This window comes from Sphaerisporangium corydalis (assembly GCF_025506355.1).
In the GTDB taxonomy this organism is placed as follows: Bacteria; Actinomycetota; Actinomycetes; order Streptosporangiales; family Streptosporangiaceae; genus Sphaerisporangium; species Sphaerisporangium corydalis.
This window is the reverse complement of record NZ_JANZYP010000022.1, coordinates 95,984-111,402: the sequence shown is the minus strand read 5'-3', so window position 1 is coordinate 111,402 and position 15,419 is coordinate 95,984. Positions and strand designations below refer to the sequence as shown.

Sequence of the window (15,419 nt, the reverse complement as noted above, 5' to 3'; positions counted from 1 at the left end):
CCTGTGGCTCCTGCGGAGCCACCACCTGAACGGGCGTAGTCCCGGTCACGCGCCAGGCTCGAGCACCCGGATCCGGACGGCGCGGAAGCGCTGGGGCGTCTCCTGGAGGACGGCCAGCCTGGGGTCGGGGACGTCGAGGAAGGGGCCGGTCTCCAGGGCGAACACCCCGGCGAGCCTGCGGTCCGCGCGAAGCGCGTCGACCGCCCTGCGGTCCCCGCCGAACACGACGGCGGCCAGCGTCCCCACCTCCGGGACGAGCACCCGTACGGCGACGTCCGCCGCCGCCTGCGACGCCTCGCTCGCCTGCTTCTCCCTGCGCCGCGCGAAGCGGTGCTGGGACCAGCCGCCCGCCGCGCTGCGCCCGTGGACGAGCCGTGAGCCCACCTTGGAGGCGACCAGCCGTCCCCCCTCGAACACGCCCGCCGCGTGCCCTCCCAGCCGTACCAGGAGCACCCCCACCCGGCGATCCGTCCCCGCGTGCCCGACCAGCGCCGCCGCGAGCCCCTCGGCGGCGGTGAGCGGGGGGAACGGCACGTGACACTCGGCCACGGAGCCGTCCTCGGCGCGCAACCGTACGACGTCGCCGCTCAGGGCCGCCTCCACCGGGCCGTGCCGGTCCTGGAACCTGCGCAGCCAGCCTTCGAGGCGCTCCGGCTCGACCGACACCCATCGGCCCCCGCCCGCCGCCGGTCGTGACGTCATACCCGGCGACAGTACCGGACCGCCCCCACCTCGACACCGGCCGCCGCGGCCGCCCCTCCGCCTTGTGCTAGCCCCCACCGCAGTGGCGCATATCGCCCCCGGCCGGGATCGTTCATGCGGGGAGGGCGTCTCCGGGGAAGCCGTGGCACGGGTGGACCTCACAGCGGATCATCCCGGCCCGCACGCAGGGGTCCCCGGCCATGATCTCCGCGGCCTCTCCGGCCGGCACGGTCATGATCGCGACGCCGGCCACGGTGTCGGAGGCGACCGGGCACAGGATCGCGATCACCCCCTCGGCGCGCAGCGACACCATGCGCCGCTGGTGTTCGAGTTCGATCGCGCCCGCGCCTTCCATGGTCCGCTGCGGCCCCCAGTGAAGGAGCGCCAGGCTGTAGGGCTTCGCGGTCGCGGCCAGAGCCCGGATCTGTTCGTCGGTCACGGTCGTGCTCATGACGTCTCCCTACTTCTCGATGCGCTCGGCCAGCGAGACGATGATGCCTTCGGGCCCGCGGACGTAGGCCATCCGCCACACGCCCTCGTATTCGCCGACGCCTCCCACCAGGCCGTAACCACCGGCCGCGGCGTGACCGACCGCGGCGTGGAGGTCGTGCACCTCGAAGGCGACGTTGCGCAGGCCCAGCTCGTTGGCCGGCGCGGCGGGCGAACCCGGGAGGTGGTCCGGCCGCGTGAAGCTGGAGAGCTCCAGCGTCGTGCCTCCGCCGGGCGGCCGCAGCATGACGATCTCGGTGCGGGCGCCGGTCGTGCCGATCACCGTGTCCAGGAACTCGCCTTCGACGGCCATCTTCCGGTCGGCCTCCAGACCGAGGCCGACGAAGAACGCCGTCACGGCGTCGAGGTCGGCGACGGTGATGCCGACGTGGTCGAAGCGTCTTATGAATGTCATCGGATCCCCTTCGAGGTTTCTTTAAGAGACGCTGTGGAAGCTAGCACCCCCGGGTTCCGTAAGGGAACCCCACTTGCTAGATTGCTGCCATGCAGCGAACGCGGTTCGGGGAGATGGCGTGTTCCATCGCGCGCACCTTGGACGTGATCGGCGAGCCCTGGTCGCCGCTGATCCTGCGCGACGTGTGGGCCGGGGTGCGCCGCTTCGACCACATCCAGGCCGACCTCGGGATCTCCCGCAAGGTACTCACCGAGCGGCTCAACCACCTGGTCGAACAGGGCGTGCTCGAACGGCTGCCCTACGACGCCCGCCCCCGCCACGAGTACCACCTCACCGCCAAGGGCGCCGACCTCGTCGAGATGCTCATGGTGATGGCGCGGTGGGGTGACCGCTGGCTCGCCGGCGAGGCCGGGCCTCCCGTCCTGTACCGCCACCACGCCTGCGGGCAAATCGGCCACGTCGACCCGCGCTGCAGTCATTGCGGAGAGCCGATGCACGCCGACGACGTCGACCTTCTCCCAGGCCCGGGTTCGGCCTGATGACCATAGGCCGTGACGCCGGCTTCCATCGGCGCCTTATTGACGCGCGAGGATCGACGTCGCGCTCAGCACCACGATGAGGGAAGACGCCTTCGCATGCACGAAGGCGTCCAACGACGACCATCGCCCCAGGCCCGGCGTCGTTTCAGTCAGATTCCCCCTACCGTCCTGTCACGTTCCCGTGTCCGGTTCCCATGGAGGAAACCCCCCATCCAACAGACCGGGAAATGTCGGTGAACTTCATTCCGCCTGAGCGCTATAAAGCCTGATCAAGCAGCACAATCCCTACGTGACGGTCCCCCGACCCGCTCCCCCGGCCACCCCGCTCCCCGCGCCGGCCGCCCCCTTCCCCCGATCCCCCGAAGGCCCTCCCGGCTCCGGGGGACCCGCGACCTTCCTGCCCATCGTCGACCTCGACAGCGGCGGCGTGATCGCCGTCGAGGCCACCGCCGAGCCGTCCCCCACCGGCATGTCCCGGGACATCTCGCCGACGATCGCCGCCGCGTACGCGGCCGCGCGCGAAGAGGCGCTTCTTCCTCTCGTCCTGACCGTGGCCTCGGGGGTCGTGATCCAGGGCCTGGCCGCGCTGGCACCGCTCCACGAGGCGATGCGGGCCACGAGCCGGCGGCCCCGCGAGGTGATCCTGGTCATCTCCGGCGACTTCGCCTCCGAGGACCGCCGGGCGCTGCTCACCGGCATCGACGGCCTGCGCACCATCGGCTACCTGGTGGCCATGGGCGGCCTCGGCACCTCGCACGTGCCCCTCGACCTGATCGCCGACGCCGCGCCGTACGCGGTGGTCCTGTCGCCCGAACTGGTGGAACGCATCCCGCGCGACCCAAGACGCAACGCGCTCGCCGAGGCCGTCGCGCACATGTCCAGAGGCATGGGCGTGCACGTCCTGGCCCCGCAGGTGCGGAACGAGGCGCAGCTCAGCGCGCTGCGCGGGTGGGGCGTCCGGCTGGCCCAGGGCCCGCTGCTGGCCCCGCTCGACTGGCGCCCCTCACACGGCCGCGTCCACGTCCCCCTGCCCGTCCCCTCGGAACCCGAGCCGGCGGCGATCGACCTCGGCCCGCGCGTGCAGGAGTTCCTCATGCCCGCCGTGACACTGGCCATGGGGGCCACGGCCGAGCACGTCGTCGACGCCCTCGGCACCGAACCGTCCATCACCAGCGTCGTCCTGGTCGACGAGTACCAGCGCCCGCGCGGCAGCGTCGAACGCAGCCGCTTCCTGCTGTCCATCGCCGGACCGTACGGGCACGCGCTGCACGCCAAGAAGCCCGCGCACCGCCTCGCCGACCCGCCGCGCGTCGTCCCCAAGACGACCCCGGCCATCGCCGCCATGCAACTCGCGGGCAAGGACGCCGCACGCGTGTACGACGACCTGGTCGTGGTCGACGAGGTGGGCCGCTGCATGGGCGTCGTCCACGTCAGCGACCTCATCCGCCACGTCGCCGACCTCAGATCGACTCCCCGCTGACCTGAGGCCGATGGGGGTCTGTCTGGGTGTGCTGGTGGGGTCGGGGCTTGGGTCGGTGGGCGAGTCGGTGCCACCCACCCGTTGCCGGGTTGGGTGGGCCAGAAGGTGTTGCCCACCCAACCCCGTAAGTCGCCAGGGGCGGTGGGTGTGGTTCGCCAGCAGTGGTGGGTGCGGTTCGCCAGGGGCGGTGGGGTGTGGTTCGCCGGGGGTGGTGGGTTGGGTTGCGGGCCCGGCCGGGTCACGGGCGCGGGCACAGGGCGCCCCCGCCGGGATCAGTGGTCGAGTCGGGTGCCCCCACCCGTTGCCGGATTCGGTGGGCCAGAAGGTGTTGCCCACCCAACCCCGTGAGTCGCCGGGGGGTGGCGGGGGTGTGGTTCGCCGGGGATGGTCGGTTAGGTTGCGGGCGCGGCCGGGTGGCGGGTGTGGTTCGCCGGGGATGGTCGGTTAGGTCGCGGGCCTGGCCGGGGTGGTGGATGTGGTTCGCCGGGGGTGGTGGGTTAGGTCGCGGGCCTGGCCGGGGTGGTGGATGTGGTTCGCCGAGGGTGGTGGGTTAGGTTGCGCACGGCATTCCCAGGTCATGGGTTCCCCGGCAGGCGCATCTCCCTCCGGTGAGGGGGAGCGGGCCGTGGCGGAATGTCGAAGTAGGTACCTATGTTGTGTCGCCTGCAAGTTCTGGTCTGAGAAACGGATGCGGCATGCGTGGATTCATCACCGACCCGGGCGGGCGCGCCGGACTGCGGCTGGCCGACGATCTGCCGGAGCCGTCGCCGGGACCTCATGAGGCCGTGGTCGAGGTGCGGGCGTACGCCGTGAACCACGACGAGCTCAATCTCATCGCCCGTCGTCCGGACGGCTGGCGGCCGGGGCAGGACGTGGCGGGTGTCGTCGTCCGGGCCGCCGCCGACGGCGGCGGCCCGGTCGCGGGCACCAGGGTGGCCGGTTATCTGGACTGGGAGGGCTGGTCAGAGCGGATCTCGGTACCCGCTCACTGCCTGGCCGCCCTCGACGACCGCGTCTCCTTCGAGGAGGCGGCTACCCTGCCCATCGCCGGGCTGACCGCGCTGCGAGCCCTGCGCGTGGGCGGTGCGGTGCTCGGCCGCAAGGTGCTGGTCACCGGCGCCACCGGGGGGGTCGGGCAGTTCGCGGTGCAGCTCGCCGTCGCGGCGGGGGCCCACGTCACGGCCCAGGTCAGTGACCCGGAGCGGGAGGCCGAGGCACATGCGTTGGGTGCCCATCAGGTGGTCACCTCCCTGGAGGACGACACGCTCGGCCCCTTCCACCTGGTTCTGGACGGCATCGGTGGCCCGCTCACCGCGCAGGCCGTACGGCGGATCGCCCCCGGTGGACATCTCGCCTGGTACGGCAACATCGGCGGCGCGGCCGAGCTGCGCCTGGCCGACTTCTACGCCCAGGGCTGGAACGCGCACATCGTCGGCTTCATCAGCCCGGTACCGGAGGAGACCAAGGGCGAGGACCTGGCCATCCTCACCGCCCTTGTCGCCGACGGGCGGCTCACCCCCCGGATCGGCCTGGCCCTCCCCTGGGAGAAGACCCCCGACGCGCTCGACGCCCTGGCCCGCCGCGAGATACGCGGCAAGGCCGTATTGACCGTGGGAGACGGCCGGTAGGGCTCCTGCCTCCAAGGTCGGGAGAGCTGCGACGCGGAAGGCCGCGCCTGCTACAACGCCGTCGTCATCGCTGAGCAGGTTCGAGCATGATCCACGTCCTGACGTCCAACACCGGGAACAAGCGGTAAGCACGCTCCATCACAGCTTCATGGACACGGTAAGCACGCCATCACCGCTTCATGGAGCTTTGCGACAACCTCCACCCCCCTGACCACCTCGACTCCGGCCGGCCCTTGACCCTCTAGGGTGGTGTCCCGCGAACGCTGACGGGTCCTCGCCGTCGTTCCGCCGTGACGCTCCTTGACGCTCCTTTAGAAGGCGCCAACGCGGTGGGGTGGGAAACGGCGACGTCGGCGCCTTGTGCGGCGGGAAGCCGGTGAACGTTCGCGGGCCCTGCAGCAAGCCGTCCGGTCACCACCCCCGGCCCGGACGATCGCTCGACATCCGGGAGCCTTGATGATCAAGGTCGTGCTCGCCGAGGACCAGGCGATGGTCCGGGGCGCGCTCGCGTCCCTGCTCGGGCTGGAGCCGGACATCGAGGTCGTGGGTGAGGCGTCCACCGGCGAGGAGGCCCTGGCCGTGGTGCTCTCCGTGCGGCCCGACATCGCCCTCCTCGACATCGAGATGCCGGTGATGGACGGCATCACCGCGGCGGCCCGCATCTCCAAGGAGGCGCCGGGCTGCCGCGTCATGATCCTCACCACCTTCGGCAGGCCCGGCTACCTGCGGCGGGCCATGGAGGCGGGCGCCACGGCCTTCATGGTCAAGGACAGCCCCGCCCGTGAGCTGGCCGCCGCTATCAGGCGCGTCCTCGCGGGCGAACGCGTCATCGATCCGGCTCTGGCCGCCGCCGCGCTGAGCGCCGGGCCGAACCCGCTGTCCGTGCGCGAGCGAGACGTCCTGGACGCCGCCGCCGACGGCTCCACCATCGGCGACATCGCCCGGCGGCTCCACCTGTCGGAGGGCACCGTCCGCAACTACCTCTCCTCGGCCATCGGAAAGACCCACGCCCGCAACCGCATAGAAGCAGTCCAACGCGCCCAAGCCCAAGGCTGGCTCTGACCCCGCCCCGAACGACGTACTACCGGGCTCCTGAATGGCGTGCTACCGGCCCCTCACGCTGTCCAGAAAGACGGCCCATTCACCGGGTCCGAAGACGAGCACGGGCCCACCCGGCCACTTGGAGTCCCGCACGGCCACGGCCCCCGGCAGGTTGGTGGCCACTTCGACGCACATACCCCCGTCATCCCCCGACCGACGCGCCTTCCGCCACCTGGCCTGGCTCAGATCCATTTCCGCACCGCTTCCTCGATCATCTTCAAAGATAGGGACTGGGAGTGGGCCTCGCCCCGGATGGCGTCATACCGATTCACGATCTTTGTGATCAGGCTTCGCTCGTCGATCGTCCGTCCGTGTGGTTGACTCTCCACATAAACGGTATAAGGGATGCCTCGCATTTCCGCTATACCGAAGGCACCTAGAAGCCCTGCTCCGGCTCTAGCGCCGTATGGAACGACTTGAATGGTGACCTTGGGATGGCGTGCCATCTCAACAAGATGTTCTAGTTGCTCGCGCACGATTGACGTGCTTCCGACCGGTCTGCACAGAACGCCCTCGTCGATGACGGACCAGACCATAGGTGGATCATCGCCAAAAAGTGCTCTCTTGCGCTGCATTCTGCTGGATACACGTTGGTCCACCTCCTCAGAGGTGATGCCAGGGGCGCACTCGATGATCCATCGCGCGTACGTCTCAGTCTGGAAGAGGCCCGGGATGAGGAGGGGATCCCACAGACGGAGTGTGGTGGCTCGTAGTTCTTCGGCCGCCCAGTCACGGAAGTGCTCGGGAACCGGTGGAGGGGGTGGCCAGGCCTCTTTATAGAGCCCATATAGGACGCCGTCCAGGCGGAAGACACGGTCGCACAGGCGAGCGAAGCCCTCGGTGGGTTCACGTTTGAGCGTCTCGACCATGCCGATCATGCTTTCGGAGAATCCGATCCTGCGCCCAACCTGCCCCTGGGTAAGCCCGGCCATCAGGCGGTGTCGCCTGAGCTCGTACGCGAACCGTGCCGCCGCGGACGCTTCCGGGTCGATATCGACCATTTTCCCCATGTGATCTCCCGTGTCCCGTCACGCGAGTCCAGTCCCACAGACCCACTGGCAGCCCACCGGGACGGTGTAATTCCGTGCGGCGGACCGAACACTCAACGTAGTCGGACGCGTACACGATGGGGGATGAAATTCAGGATCCGGCAGGCCGGCGATAAGGGTCACCATCGATACGGCATGCCTGGGACCGGGAGCGAATCAGACGCGGATTACGGAGGCAGGGCATGGCGGGCGTCAGGGCGCGGGAGTTGTACGTGGAGATTCCGGCTCGGCTCGACGCCGCGTCCCTGGCGCGAGCGCATGTCAGGAGGGTCCTCTTGAAATGGCGGTGGGAAGAGCTCTCCGATCTCGCCGAGCTGGTTGTCTCGGAACTGGTGACGAACGCGGTCAAGGCCACAATGGAATCGAGAGGATCCGCAGTAATGGGAACGCGGAACGCGGGCGCCGGTCATATCTCAGTCGACGTGTACCGGGTCGCGGGACTTGTCGTGATCGAGGTGGGAGATACCTGCCGCACGCCCCCGATGCTCAAGGCCGCCGGTCCTGAGGACGAGGGCGGGCGTGGCCTCCAGTTGGTGGATGCGGTCGCGACAAGATGGGGGTATCGCCGGCCGGCCTCCGGCGGCAAGGTTGTCTGGTGCGCACTTCATCGCCCATCGAGAACGCGACGGTACGCGTCTGAGTGAGCCAAGTCCGGCTCCGGCACACTCGGATCGGGACATGCCGGAAACCGACTCGTCCCTCTGGCGACGGCCCCATGCCCTGGGTGGGGCGTATTTCCGGCCCGCTACCCCGTCACGGTAGAGCTTGCGGGGGGACGCCCCAAGCCTGGGACCCAGCCGGAACCGCGACATGACCCACCATCCCCAGCCAAGTACGGGGTTGGGTGGGCAACACCTCCTCGCCCACCCAACCCGGCAACGGGTGGGCAACACCGACACGCCCACCGACCCCAACCCCCGCACCCCAGACGCGGAAACGAGGACCGAAAGACCAAACGGCGGACACCGGGCAAGTAAGAATAGGTCGAGGTGGCGATGGATCACACGACCCCAGCGGGATCACCGCGCAGCCCGGCACGAGTGGGCTCGCGGGACACACCAAGCCCGCGACCCGGCAGCGACCGCAACCTGACCAACCGCCCCCGGCCACGCACGGGGTCGGGTGGGCAACACCACCTCGCCCACCCAACCCGGCAACGGGTGGGGAACACCGACAAGCCCACCGACCCCAACCCCGACACCACCAGCACACCAAACCAACCCAGAAGGCGGACGGCCAGGTTAAGGACGGGAGGGCTGAGGCGGGTCAGGGACGGGTTGGGAGGAAGGGGGCGAAGAGGCCGGAACGGCCGGGGAGGTGGGGCGAGGATAGGGGACGTCGATGCGGAGCTGGAAGCCCGGAGCCGAGTCAGGCTGCGGCCCGGAGCGTACGGTGCCGCCGGCGGCTTCGACGCGTTCGGTCAGGCCGGTGAGGCCGCTGCCGGGGATGTACGGGCCGGCGTTGCGGCCGTTGTCGGCGACGCTCAGGCTCGCGACGCCGTCCTCGCAGGTCACCGTGATGTCGCACCGGCTCGCCTTGGCGTGCCGCATGACGTTGGTGACCCCTTCGCGTACGGCCCAGCCGAACAGGCCGTCGAGGGCGTCAGGGAGCGGGGTGCCGGACGTGCGGACGGTGACGGTGACGCTGGCGGCGCTCAGCGCGGCGCGCGCGTTGTCGAGTTCTTCGGTGAGGCCGCGCTGGCGGTAGCCGGTGACGGCCTCGCGGACCTCCTGGAGCGCGAGGCGGGCCACCGACTCGATGTCGCGGATCTCGTCGCCCGCCTTGGCGGAGCCCTGTTCGAAGAACCGCCCGGCGAGCTCGCTCTTGAGCACGATGAGCGACAGGCTGTGCCCGAGCAGGTCGTGCAGGTCGCGCGCGATGCGCAGGCGTTCCTCGCCGGCCGCCAGCCGGGCCACCTCGCCTTGGGCTTCGCGCAGTTCGGTGTTCAGGGTGCGGGTGTTGCGAACGGTCATGAACAGGATCCCGAGGGTGACGACCTGCAGGACCAGCAGCCAGATGGTGGTCTCGTCGGCGTCGATGAGCATCCCGTCGCCGAACACGACCGCGGCCATCACCACGATCCCGGCCACCGCCGCCCTCGGCGGCAGGGCCATGCTGATCACGACGGTGACGTAGATGGGGAGCGCCAGCCAGCCGCCGCCGAACAGCAACGGGAAGATCGCGGACATCAGGGCCGTGGCCCCGAGCAGCGGGAGCGTCCACGGGCCGCGCTCCCCTTCGCTGCGGGGGCTCAGCGCGGTGGCGACGTAGGTCGCGACGAAGGCCAGCAGGGCGGCGACCTCCGCGTACGCCTTCGGCCCGGTGACCGACCCGGAGAGCAGGTCGGTCACCGGGGAGAACAGGTAGACCAGCCCGACGGACATGCCCGCCAGGCGCCGCCAGCGGTTCACCCCGCCGTCGGGCCCGCCGAAGGTGAAGACGTTGCGCAGGCGGCTCATGGCGTCAGGCCCGGACCGTGGCCCGGCGGTAAGCGAACAGCGCCAGGGCGCCGAGGGCCACCGCCCAGGCGAGGAGCCCGGCGACCGCGGACGCCGGTGGGGTGTGCCCGGCGACGATCTCCCAGCCGATGTCGGCGTAGTCGTAGGACGGCAGGGCGTGGGCGATGGTCTGCATGGTCTGGGGCAGCATGGAGACGGGGAACCACAGGCCGCCGAGGAGCGCCAGGCCGAACATGCTGATCATGGCGAGCGGCTGTGCGGTGTCCGGCGGCACGAGCGAGCCGATCATGAGGCCGAGGGCGGCGAACGGGATCGTGCCGATCCACATGATCGGGATGAGCGTGGCCCACTGACCGGCGCCGAGCGAGACGTGCTGGGTGACCACGGCGGCGAGGACGACCAGCAGCAGGGACGGCAGGACCAGCAGCAGCGACGCGATCAGCTTCGTCAGGATGATCATCCAGCTCGGCAGCGGCGTGATCTGGAGCTGGCGCAGCCAGCCGGTCTGCCGCTCCTGCGACCAGGGCACCGACGTCGACATGAGCGAGGCGGCCAGCGCGCCGTAGGCGGCCATGGAGACCATGAGGATGACGGTGGCCTTCACGCCGGTGCCGTCGTCGACCTGGTCGCCCCACAGGTTGGAGTACAGCAGGTAGAAGGCGACGGGGAAGGCCACCACGAAGATGATGTACCGCTTGTTGCGCAGCATCCGCTTGGCTTCGAACGTGATGTAGTTCAGCATGGTTCAGGCCTCCGCGGGCTGGGTCAGGGCGAGGAAGGCGTCCTCCAGGTCGGCCCCGTTGATCTGGAGATCGCGCACCTCCAGCGACGTTCCTCGGTAGAGCGCGGCGACGGTGGCGTCGGGGTCGGCGGTGCGCAGCGTCACCGATCCGGCGAGGATCTCGACCGCGGTGACCCCCGGCAGCGCGTCGAGACCGGCCGACGACTGCTCGCCGAGCGAGAAGCCCACGACGCTCCCGCCGACGCCCGCCTTGATCTCCGCGGCCGTGCCGTCGGCGACGACCTTGCCCCGGGCGACGACGATCACCCGGTCGGAGTTCTCGTCGGCCTCTTCGAGGTAGTGGGTGGCGAACAGGACCGTGCGGCCCTGCGCCGAGTAGTTCCGCATGTTCGCCCAGAAGGCCCGGCGCGACTCGACGTCCATGGCGGCGGTCGGCTCGTCCAGGACCAGCAGCGCGGGCGCCCCGGCGATGGCCAGGGCGAACCTGACGCGCTGGGCCTGCCCGCCGGACAGTTTGCCGGCCCGGCGCCCGGCCAGGGCGGTCAGGTCCGCCATCTGCAGGACCTCGTCGAGCGGCAGCGGCTCGGGGTAGAGGCGGCGGATGAAGTCGACCAGCTCGCGCACGGTCATCTCGGGGATCAGCGTCCCCTCCTGGAGCATCGCGCCGATCTCCCCGCGCCGCACCGCCTCGTCGGGGGTGTGCCCGAGGACGCGGATGTCCCCGGCGGTCGGCCGGACCAGACCGAGCAGCATGTTGATCGTCGTGGACTTGCCCGCCCCGTTGGGGCCGAGCAGGGCGACGGTGCGCCCCCGCTCCATGGTGAGGCTCAGGCCGTCGACGGCCAGGACCTCTCCGTAGCTCTTGCTCACGGCGCTGAGCGTGATGGCGTTCATGCGACCAACGGTAGGGAGACGTGCGGAAGATCCTCAGTGCCGCTCGTCCGGCCTTGCCGGTGACATTTGTCATCGGGCCCGGCCCCGGCGCGCCGGACGCGGGGACGTTCGCGAACGCCCCCGCGCACTCCGGCCGCCGGGACGGTCACACGCGGCAGGCGAAGATGGCGGTGGCCAGGACGGCCTTGGCGCCGATCTCCCAGAGCTGGTCCATGATCTGCTGGTGTCCCTTGCGGGGGACCATGGCGCGGACGGCGACCCAGCCCTCGCGGTGCAGCGGGGACACCGTGGGCCCCTCCATGCCGGGAGTGATCGCGATGGCCTCGTCGATGCGCTCGGCCCGGATGTCGTAGTCGATCATGACGTAGTCGCGGGCCACCAGCACGCCCTGCAGGCGCCGGATGAGCTGCTGGACGCCGTTGGCCTCCTTGGCCCCCACCTGCTTGATCAGGGCGGCCTGGGAGTGGGCGATCGGGTCGCCGAAGACCTCCAGGCCGACGTTGCGCAGGGTGGTGCCGGTCTCCACGACGTCGGCCACGGCGTCGGCGACGCCGAGGTGGATCGCGGTCTCGACGGCGCCGTCGAGCTTGATCACCCTGGCCTCGACGCCCATGTCGGCGAGGTGCTTGCCGAGCAGGCCCGCGTAGGAGGTGGCGACGCGCATGCCCTGGAGGTCCTTGACGGAGGTGAACGTGCCGGCCCTGGCCGCGAAGCGGAAGGTGGAGGCGCCGAACCCCAGCGGCATGATCTCCTCGGCGGGGGCGCCGGAGTCGGCGAGCATGTCGAGGCCGGTGATGCCCACGTCCAGCGTGCCCTCGCCGACGTAGACGGCGATGTCGCGGGGGCGCAGGAAGAACAGCTCGCAGGAGTTGTCGGGGTCGACGACCACGAGCTCCTTGGAGTCCTTGCGCGGGCGGTAGCCCGCTTCCCTCAGTATGGTCTGGGCGGCCTCGGTGAGGGCGCCCTTGTTCGGTACGGCGAGGCGGATCATGGTGTCGGTCCTTCTGATCGGAGCGGAACGAGGCCGGCGAGGCCGGGAGGCCCGGCCTAAAGATGCTTGTAGACCTCGTCGAGCCCGATGCCACGGGCGATCATGAGAACCTGCACGTGGTAGAGGAGCTGGGAGATCTCTTCGGCCGCCCGGTCGGTGGACTCGTGCTCGGCCGCCATCCAGCTCTCGGCGGCCTCCTCCACGACCTTCTTGCCGATGGAGTGGACGCCGGCGTCCAGGGCCGCGACGGTGCCCGAACCCGCGGGGCGGGTGCGCGCCTTGTCGGACAGCTCGGCGAACAGCTCTTCGAAGGTCTTCATGGTCTCTCTCACGTCGGTGTGCCTGCCCGTCAAGCGTAGTCGGCCATCGACGGGACACGTGCTAAGCACCCACTTCGCCGGATCGCGCCGTTCGCCGGGTTGACGAACGGCGTCCCCGATCACCTGGTTCAGCGGCGTCCCCCGGGGTCCGCCGCGCGCCTCACCGCCCGGCCTCGTTGACGCAGCGCAGCACCGGGTAGGCGGTCAGCGCGGCCAGGTCCAGCTCGCCCGGCGACCGGACCAGGAAGGTCGCCGCGGCACCCGGGAGCAGGGTCACCAGCATGTCGTCCACCTCGGCGGCCGGGTCGAGCCGGTCGGGGAACAGCGCCAGCTCGCGGACGAGCGTCCGCGCGGTCACCGTCACCCGCGCCCCGCCGGGGACCGGCTCGGCCGCCACGTCGAACTCCGCCTCGGGGAACGCCACCTGGGTGTCCTCGGCGTAGAACCGCAGGGCGGTCTCCTCGCCGAGGCGGGCCGTCAGGACCTCCCGGGCGGGGTCCCCGGCCTCGGCCAGCGAGGCGGGCAGCGGCACGGGCAGGGTGCCGCGCGCCGGGACGCTCACCGGGAAGGTGCCCTTGGCCAGCGGTTCCCCCGCCAGGCTCAGCCGGGCCACCGACAGCTCGCCGGTCCATTCGGCGCCGGTGTCGTTGACGACGACGACCGCCGCGTCCTGGACGGTCAGCAGCCGGTCGGCGTACACGCGGCGCAGCGCGTACCACAGGGGTTTGCGCCGCCCGTCGCCGTCGACGGCCGCCCAGGAGACGACGGGCCAGCAGTCGTTGAGCTGCCACATGATCGTGCCCATGCAGTACGGCGCGAGCGAGCGGAAGCGCTCGATGCCGAACGCGACGGCGCGGGCCTGGTTGAGCTGGGTCAGGTAGTGCCAGTCGTCGAACGTCGTGGGCGCGGGCAGGTGGGCGCCGAGGCCGCGCAGCAGCTTGGCGTCGCCGTCGGCCGCCTTCTGGTGGTGCGCCAGGGCCGGCGAGCCGACGGCCGGCGGCCCGCCGGTGAGCGCGCGGCGCAGGGTGGCGTACGCGGGCGGGCCCTGGAAGCCGAACTCCGCGACGAACCGGGGACGGTACTCGCCGTAGCGCAGGTAGTCCTCGCGGTTCCACACGTCCCAGATGTGGATGGTGCCCCGCGCGGGGTCGTTCGGCGGCAGGCCGGGCGCCCCGGAGTACGGGCTGCCCGCCCAGTAGGGCCGGGCCGGGTCGAGCTCGGCCACCACCCGGGGCAGCAGGTCGTAGTAGAACCCGGCGCCCCAGGTGCGCTCGCCGAGCTCCTCCCGCCAGCCCCAGTCGGCGTGACCCTCGATGTTCTCGTTGTTGCCGTTCCACAGCACCAGGCTCGGGTGCGGCGCCAGGCGGGTGACCGCCTCGCGCGCCTCGGCCTCGACCTCGGAGGCGAACGGCTCCTCCTCGGGGTAGGCGGCGCAGGCGAACGGGAAGTCCTGCCACACCAGCAGCCCGCGCCGGTCGCACCGGTCGTAGAAGTCGGTGCTCTCGTACAGGCCGCCGCCCCAGACGCGCAGCAGGTTGATCCCCGCATCGCACGCCTGGCCGAGCCGGTCGTCCAGCCGGGCGCCGGTGACCCGCGCGGGGAAGCAGTCGTCGGGGATCCAGTTGGCGCCCCTGACGAAGACCGGGACGTCGTTGACGACGATCGTGAAGCCCTCGCCGGTGCGGTCGAGCCGGACCGAGCGGAACCCGATGTCCCTGGTCCAGGTGTCGGCGACCGCGCCGTCGTCCTGCCCCAGGCGCACCTCCAGCGGGTACAGCGGCTGCCCGCCGTACCCCCGGGGCCACCACGGGTCGGGGCCCGGGACCTCCAGTGTCAGCACCGCCTCGTGCTCCCCGGGGCCCAGGCGCGTCTCGGCGAAGACGCCCGCGACAGACGCGGTCACCACCAGGGGGTCCTCGGACCGGCCCGCGCGCTCCACGGTGACGTGCGCCTCCACCCGGCCCCGGCCCCCGTCGAGGGTCACCACCGGGCGTACCGCCGCGACACGGGCGCCGCTCCAGGAGTGCAGGCCGATCGGGCGCCAGATGCCGGAGGTGACCAGCGTCGGCCCCCAGTCCCAGCCGAAGTTGCACGCCATCTTGCGGATGAACTGGTAGGGCTCGTCGTAGGGGCCGGGCCGGGGGCCGAGTTCGGCCTTCCGCTCCTCGGCGTAGGCGTACGGCGAGCCGAAGCGGACCTGGAGGGTGTTGGCGCCCTCGCGCAGCAGGTCGCGCACGGGGAACCGGTAGGAGCGGTGCATGTTGGCGGTGGCGGCCACCTCGGTGCCGTTGAGCACCACGGTCGCCACGGTGTCCAGCCCGTCGCACACCAGGTCGGCGCGGTCGGCGCCGTCCCCGGCCGCGTGCCAGGTGAAGGACGTCTCGTAGGCCCAGGTGGTACGGCCGATCCAGGTGAGCCGGGTCTCGTTGTCGTCCAGGTAGGGGTCGTCGATGAGCCCGGCCGCCAGCAGGTCGGTGTGCACGCATCCGGGGACGGTGGCCGGGACGCCGGCGATGCCCCGCTCGTCCGATACGGCGGTCACGGTCCAGCCGTCGTGCAGCGGACGGTACAAGCTCACGTGTGTCTCCTTCGAGGTCGGCCCTCGCGGCC

The 15,419-nt window shown here is 71.0% G+C and carries 16 protein-coding genes; 5 read left to right on the top strand and 11 right to left on the bottom strand.

Annotated features, from left to right (window positions below):
* Window positions 1-45 precede the first annotated feature (45 nt).
* The 3 genes from NYZ98_RS17675 to NYZ98_RS17665 all read right to left on the bottom strand — a co-directional run bounded on the left by NYZ98_RS17675 (window position 46) and on the right by NYZ98_RS17665 (window position 1,606).
* Window positions 46-702 carry an acVLRF1 family peptidyl-tRNA hydrolase gene (locus tag NYZ98_RS17675; RefSeq protein WP_262843893.1) on the bottom strand — a complete coding sequence of 219 codons (657 nt, stop codon included), beginning with the start codon at window positions 700-702 and terminating at the stop codon, window positions 46-48.
* A 112-nt stretch (window positions 703-814) separates the two neighbouring features.
* Window positions 815-1,153: a YciI family protein gene (locus NYZ98_RS17670; protein ID WP_262843892.1), complete on the bottom strand. Its 339-nt coding sequence runs from the start codon at window positions 1,151-1,153 to the stop codon at window positions 815-817.
* 9 nt (window positions 1,154-1,162) lie between these two features.
* Window positions 1,163-1,606 carry a VOC family protein gene (locus tag NYZ98_RS17665; protein ID WP_262843891.1) on the bottom strand — a complete coding sequence of 148 codons (444 nt, stop codon included), beginning with the start codon at window positions 1,604-1,606 and terminating at the stop codon, window positions 1,163-1,165.
* 89 nt (window positions 1,607-1,695) lie between these two features.
* On the opposite strand from NYZ98_RS17665, the gene NYZ98_RS17660 reads away from it, so the two are divergent.
* The 4 genes from NYZ98_RS17660 (at window position 1,696) to NYZ98_RS17645 (ending at window position 6,315) form a co-directional block, all read left to right on the top strand.
* On the top strand, window positions 1,696-2,145 hold the full coding sequence (locus tag NYZ98_RS17660; protein ID WP_262843890.1) for a winged helix-turn-helix transcriptional regulator: 450 nt from the start codon (window positions 1,696-1,698) through the stop codon (window positions 2,143-2,145).
* Window positions 2,146-2,434: 289 nt separating this feature from the next.
* Window positions 2,435-3,625 carry an EAL domain-containing protein gene (locus NYZ98_RS17655; RefSeq protein ID WP_262843889.1) on the top strand — a complete coding sequence of 397 codons (1,191 nt, stop codon included), beginning with the start codon at window positions 2,435-2,437 and terminating at the stop codon, window positions 3,623-3,625.
* A gap of 695 nt (window positions 3,626-4,320) precedes the next feature.
* Window positions 4,321-5,253: a zinc-binding dehydrogenase gene (locus NYZ98_RS17650; protein ID WP_262843888.1), complete on the top strand. Its 933-nt coding sequence runs from the start codon at window positions 4,321-4,323 to the stop codon at window positions 5,251-5,253.
* 456 nt (window positions 5,254-5,709) lie between these two features.
* Window positions 5,710-6,315, top strand: coding sequence for a response regulator transcription factor (locus tag NYZ98_RS17645; RefSeq protein ID WP_262843887.1), 606 nt, complete (start codon window positions 5,710-5,712; stop codon window positions 6,313-6,315).
* A gap of 42 nt (window positions 6,316-6,357) precedes the next feature.
* On the opposite strand, the gene NYZ98_RS17640 is transcribed toward NYZ98_RS17645, so the two are convergent.
* Entirely contained in the window at window positions 6,358-6,546 is a 189-nt protein-coding gene (locus NYZ98_RS17640; RefSeq protein WP_262843886.1) for a DUF397 domain-containing protein, read from the bottom strand.
* On the bottom strand, window positions 6,537-7,355 hold the full coding sequence (locus NYZ98_RS17635; protein WP_262843885.1) for a helix-turn-helix domain-containing protein: 819 nt from the start codon (window positions 7,353-7,355) through the stop codon (window positions 6,537-6,539). Before NYZ98_RS17635 ends, NYZ98_RS17640 begins: the two co-directional genes overlap by 10 nt.
* 230 nt (window positions 7,356-7,585) lie before the next feature.
* Between NYZ98_RS17635 and NYZ98_RS17630 the strand changes: the two genes are divergently transcribed.
* Window positions 7,586-8,047 carry an ATP-binding protein gene (locus NYZ98_RS17630; RefSeq protein ID WP_262843884.1) on the top strand — a complete coding sequence of 154 codons (462 nt, stop codon included), beginning with the start codon at window positions 7,586-7,588 and terminating at the stop codon, window positions 8,045-8,047.
* 597 nt (window positions 8,048-8,644) lie between these two features.
* Here the strand turns inward: NYZ98_RS17630 and NYZ98_RS17625 are convergent.
* From NYZ98_RS17625 to NYZ98_RS17600, 6 genes are all read right to left on the bottom strand, one after another.
* Window positions 8,645-9,862, bottom strand: coding sequence for a sensor histidine kinase (locus NYZ98_RS17625; RefSeq protein WP_262843883.1), 1,218 nt, complete (start codon window positions 9,860-9,862; stop codon window positions 8,645-8,647).
* A 4-nt stretch (window positions 9,863-9,866) separates the two neighbouring features.
* Entirely contained in the window at window positions 9,867-10,604 is a 738-nt protein-coding gene (locus tag NYZ98_RS17620; protein WP_262843882.1) for an ABC transporter permease, read from the bottom strand.
* A gap of 3 nt (window positions 10,605-10,607) precedes the next feature.
* On the bottom strand, window positions 10,608-11,498 hold the full coding sequence (locus NYZ98_RS17615; RefSeq protein WP_262843881.1) for an ABC transporter ATP-binding protein: 891 nt from the start codon (window positions 11,496-11,498) through the stop codon (window positions 10,608-10,610).
* A gap of 145 nt (window positions 11,499-11,643) precedes the next feature.
* Window positions 11,644-12,489, bottom strand: a complete 846-nt coding sequence (hisG, locus tag NYZ98_RS17610; RefSeq protein ID WP_262843880.1) for an ATP phosphoribosyltransferase — start codon at window positions 12,487-12,489, stop codon at window positions 11,644-11,646.
* Between the two features lie 56 nt (window positions 12,490-12,545).
* A complete protein-coding gene (locus NYZ98_RS17605) occupies window positions 12,546-12,809 on the bottom strand; it encodes a phosphoribosyl-ATP diphosphatase (RefSeq protein ID WP_262843879.1) in 264 nt (87 codons plus the stop codon).
* A 160-nt stretch (window positions 12,810-12,969) separates the two neighbouring features.
* A complete protein-coding gene (locus NYZ98_RS17600; RefSeq protein WP_262843878.1) occupies window positions 12,970-15,387 on the bottom strand; it encodes a glycoside hydrolase family 2 protein in 2,418 nt (805 codons plus the stop codon).
* Between the last annotated feature and the right edge of the window lie 32 nt (window positions 15,388-15,419).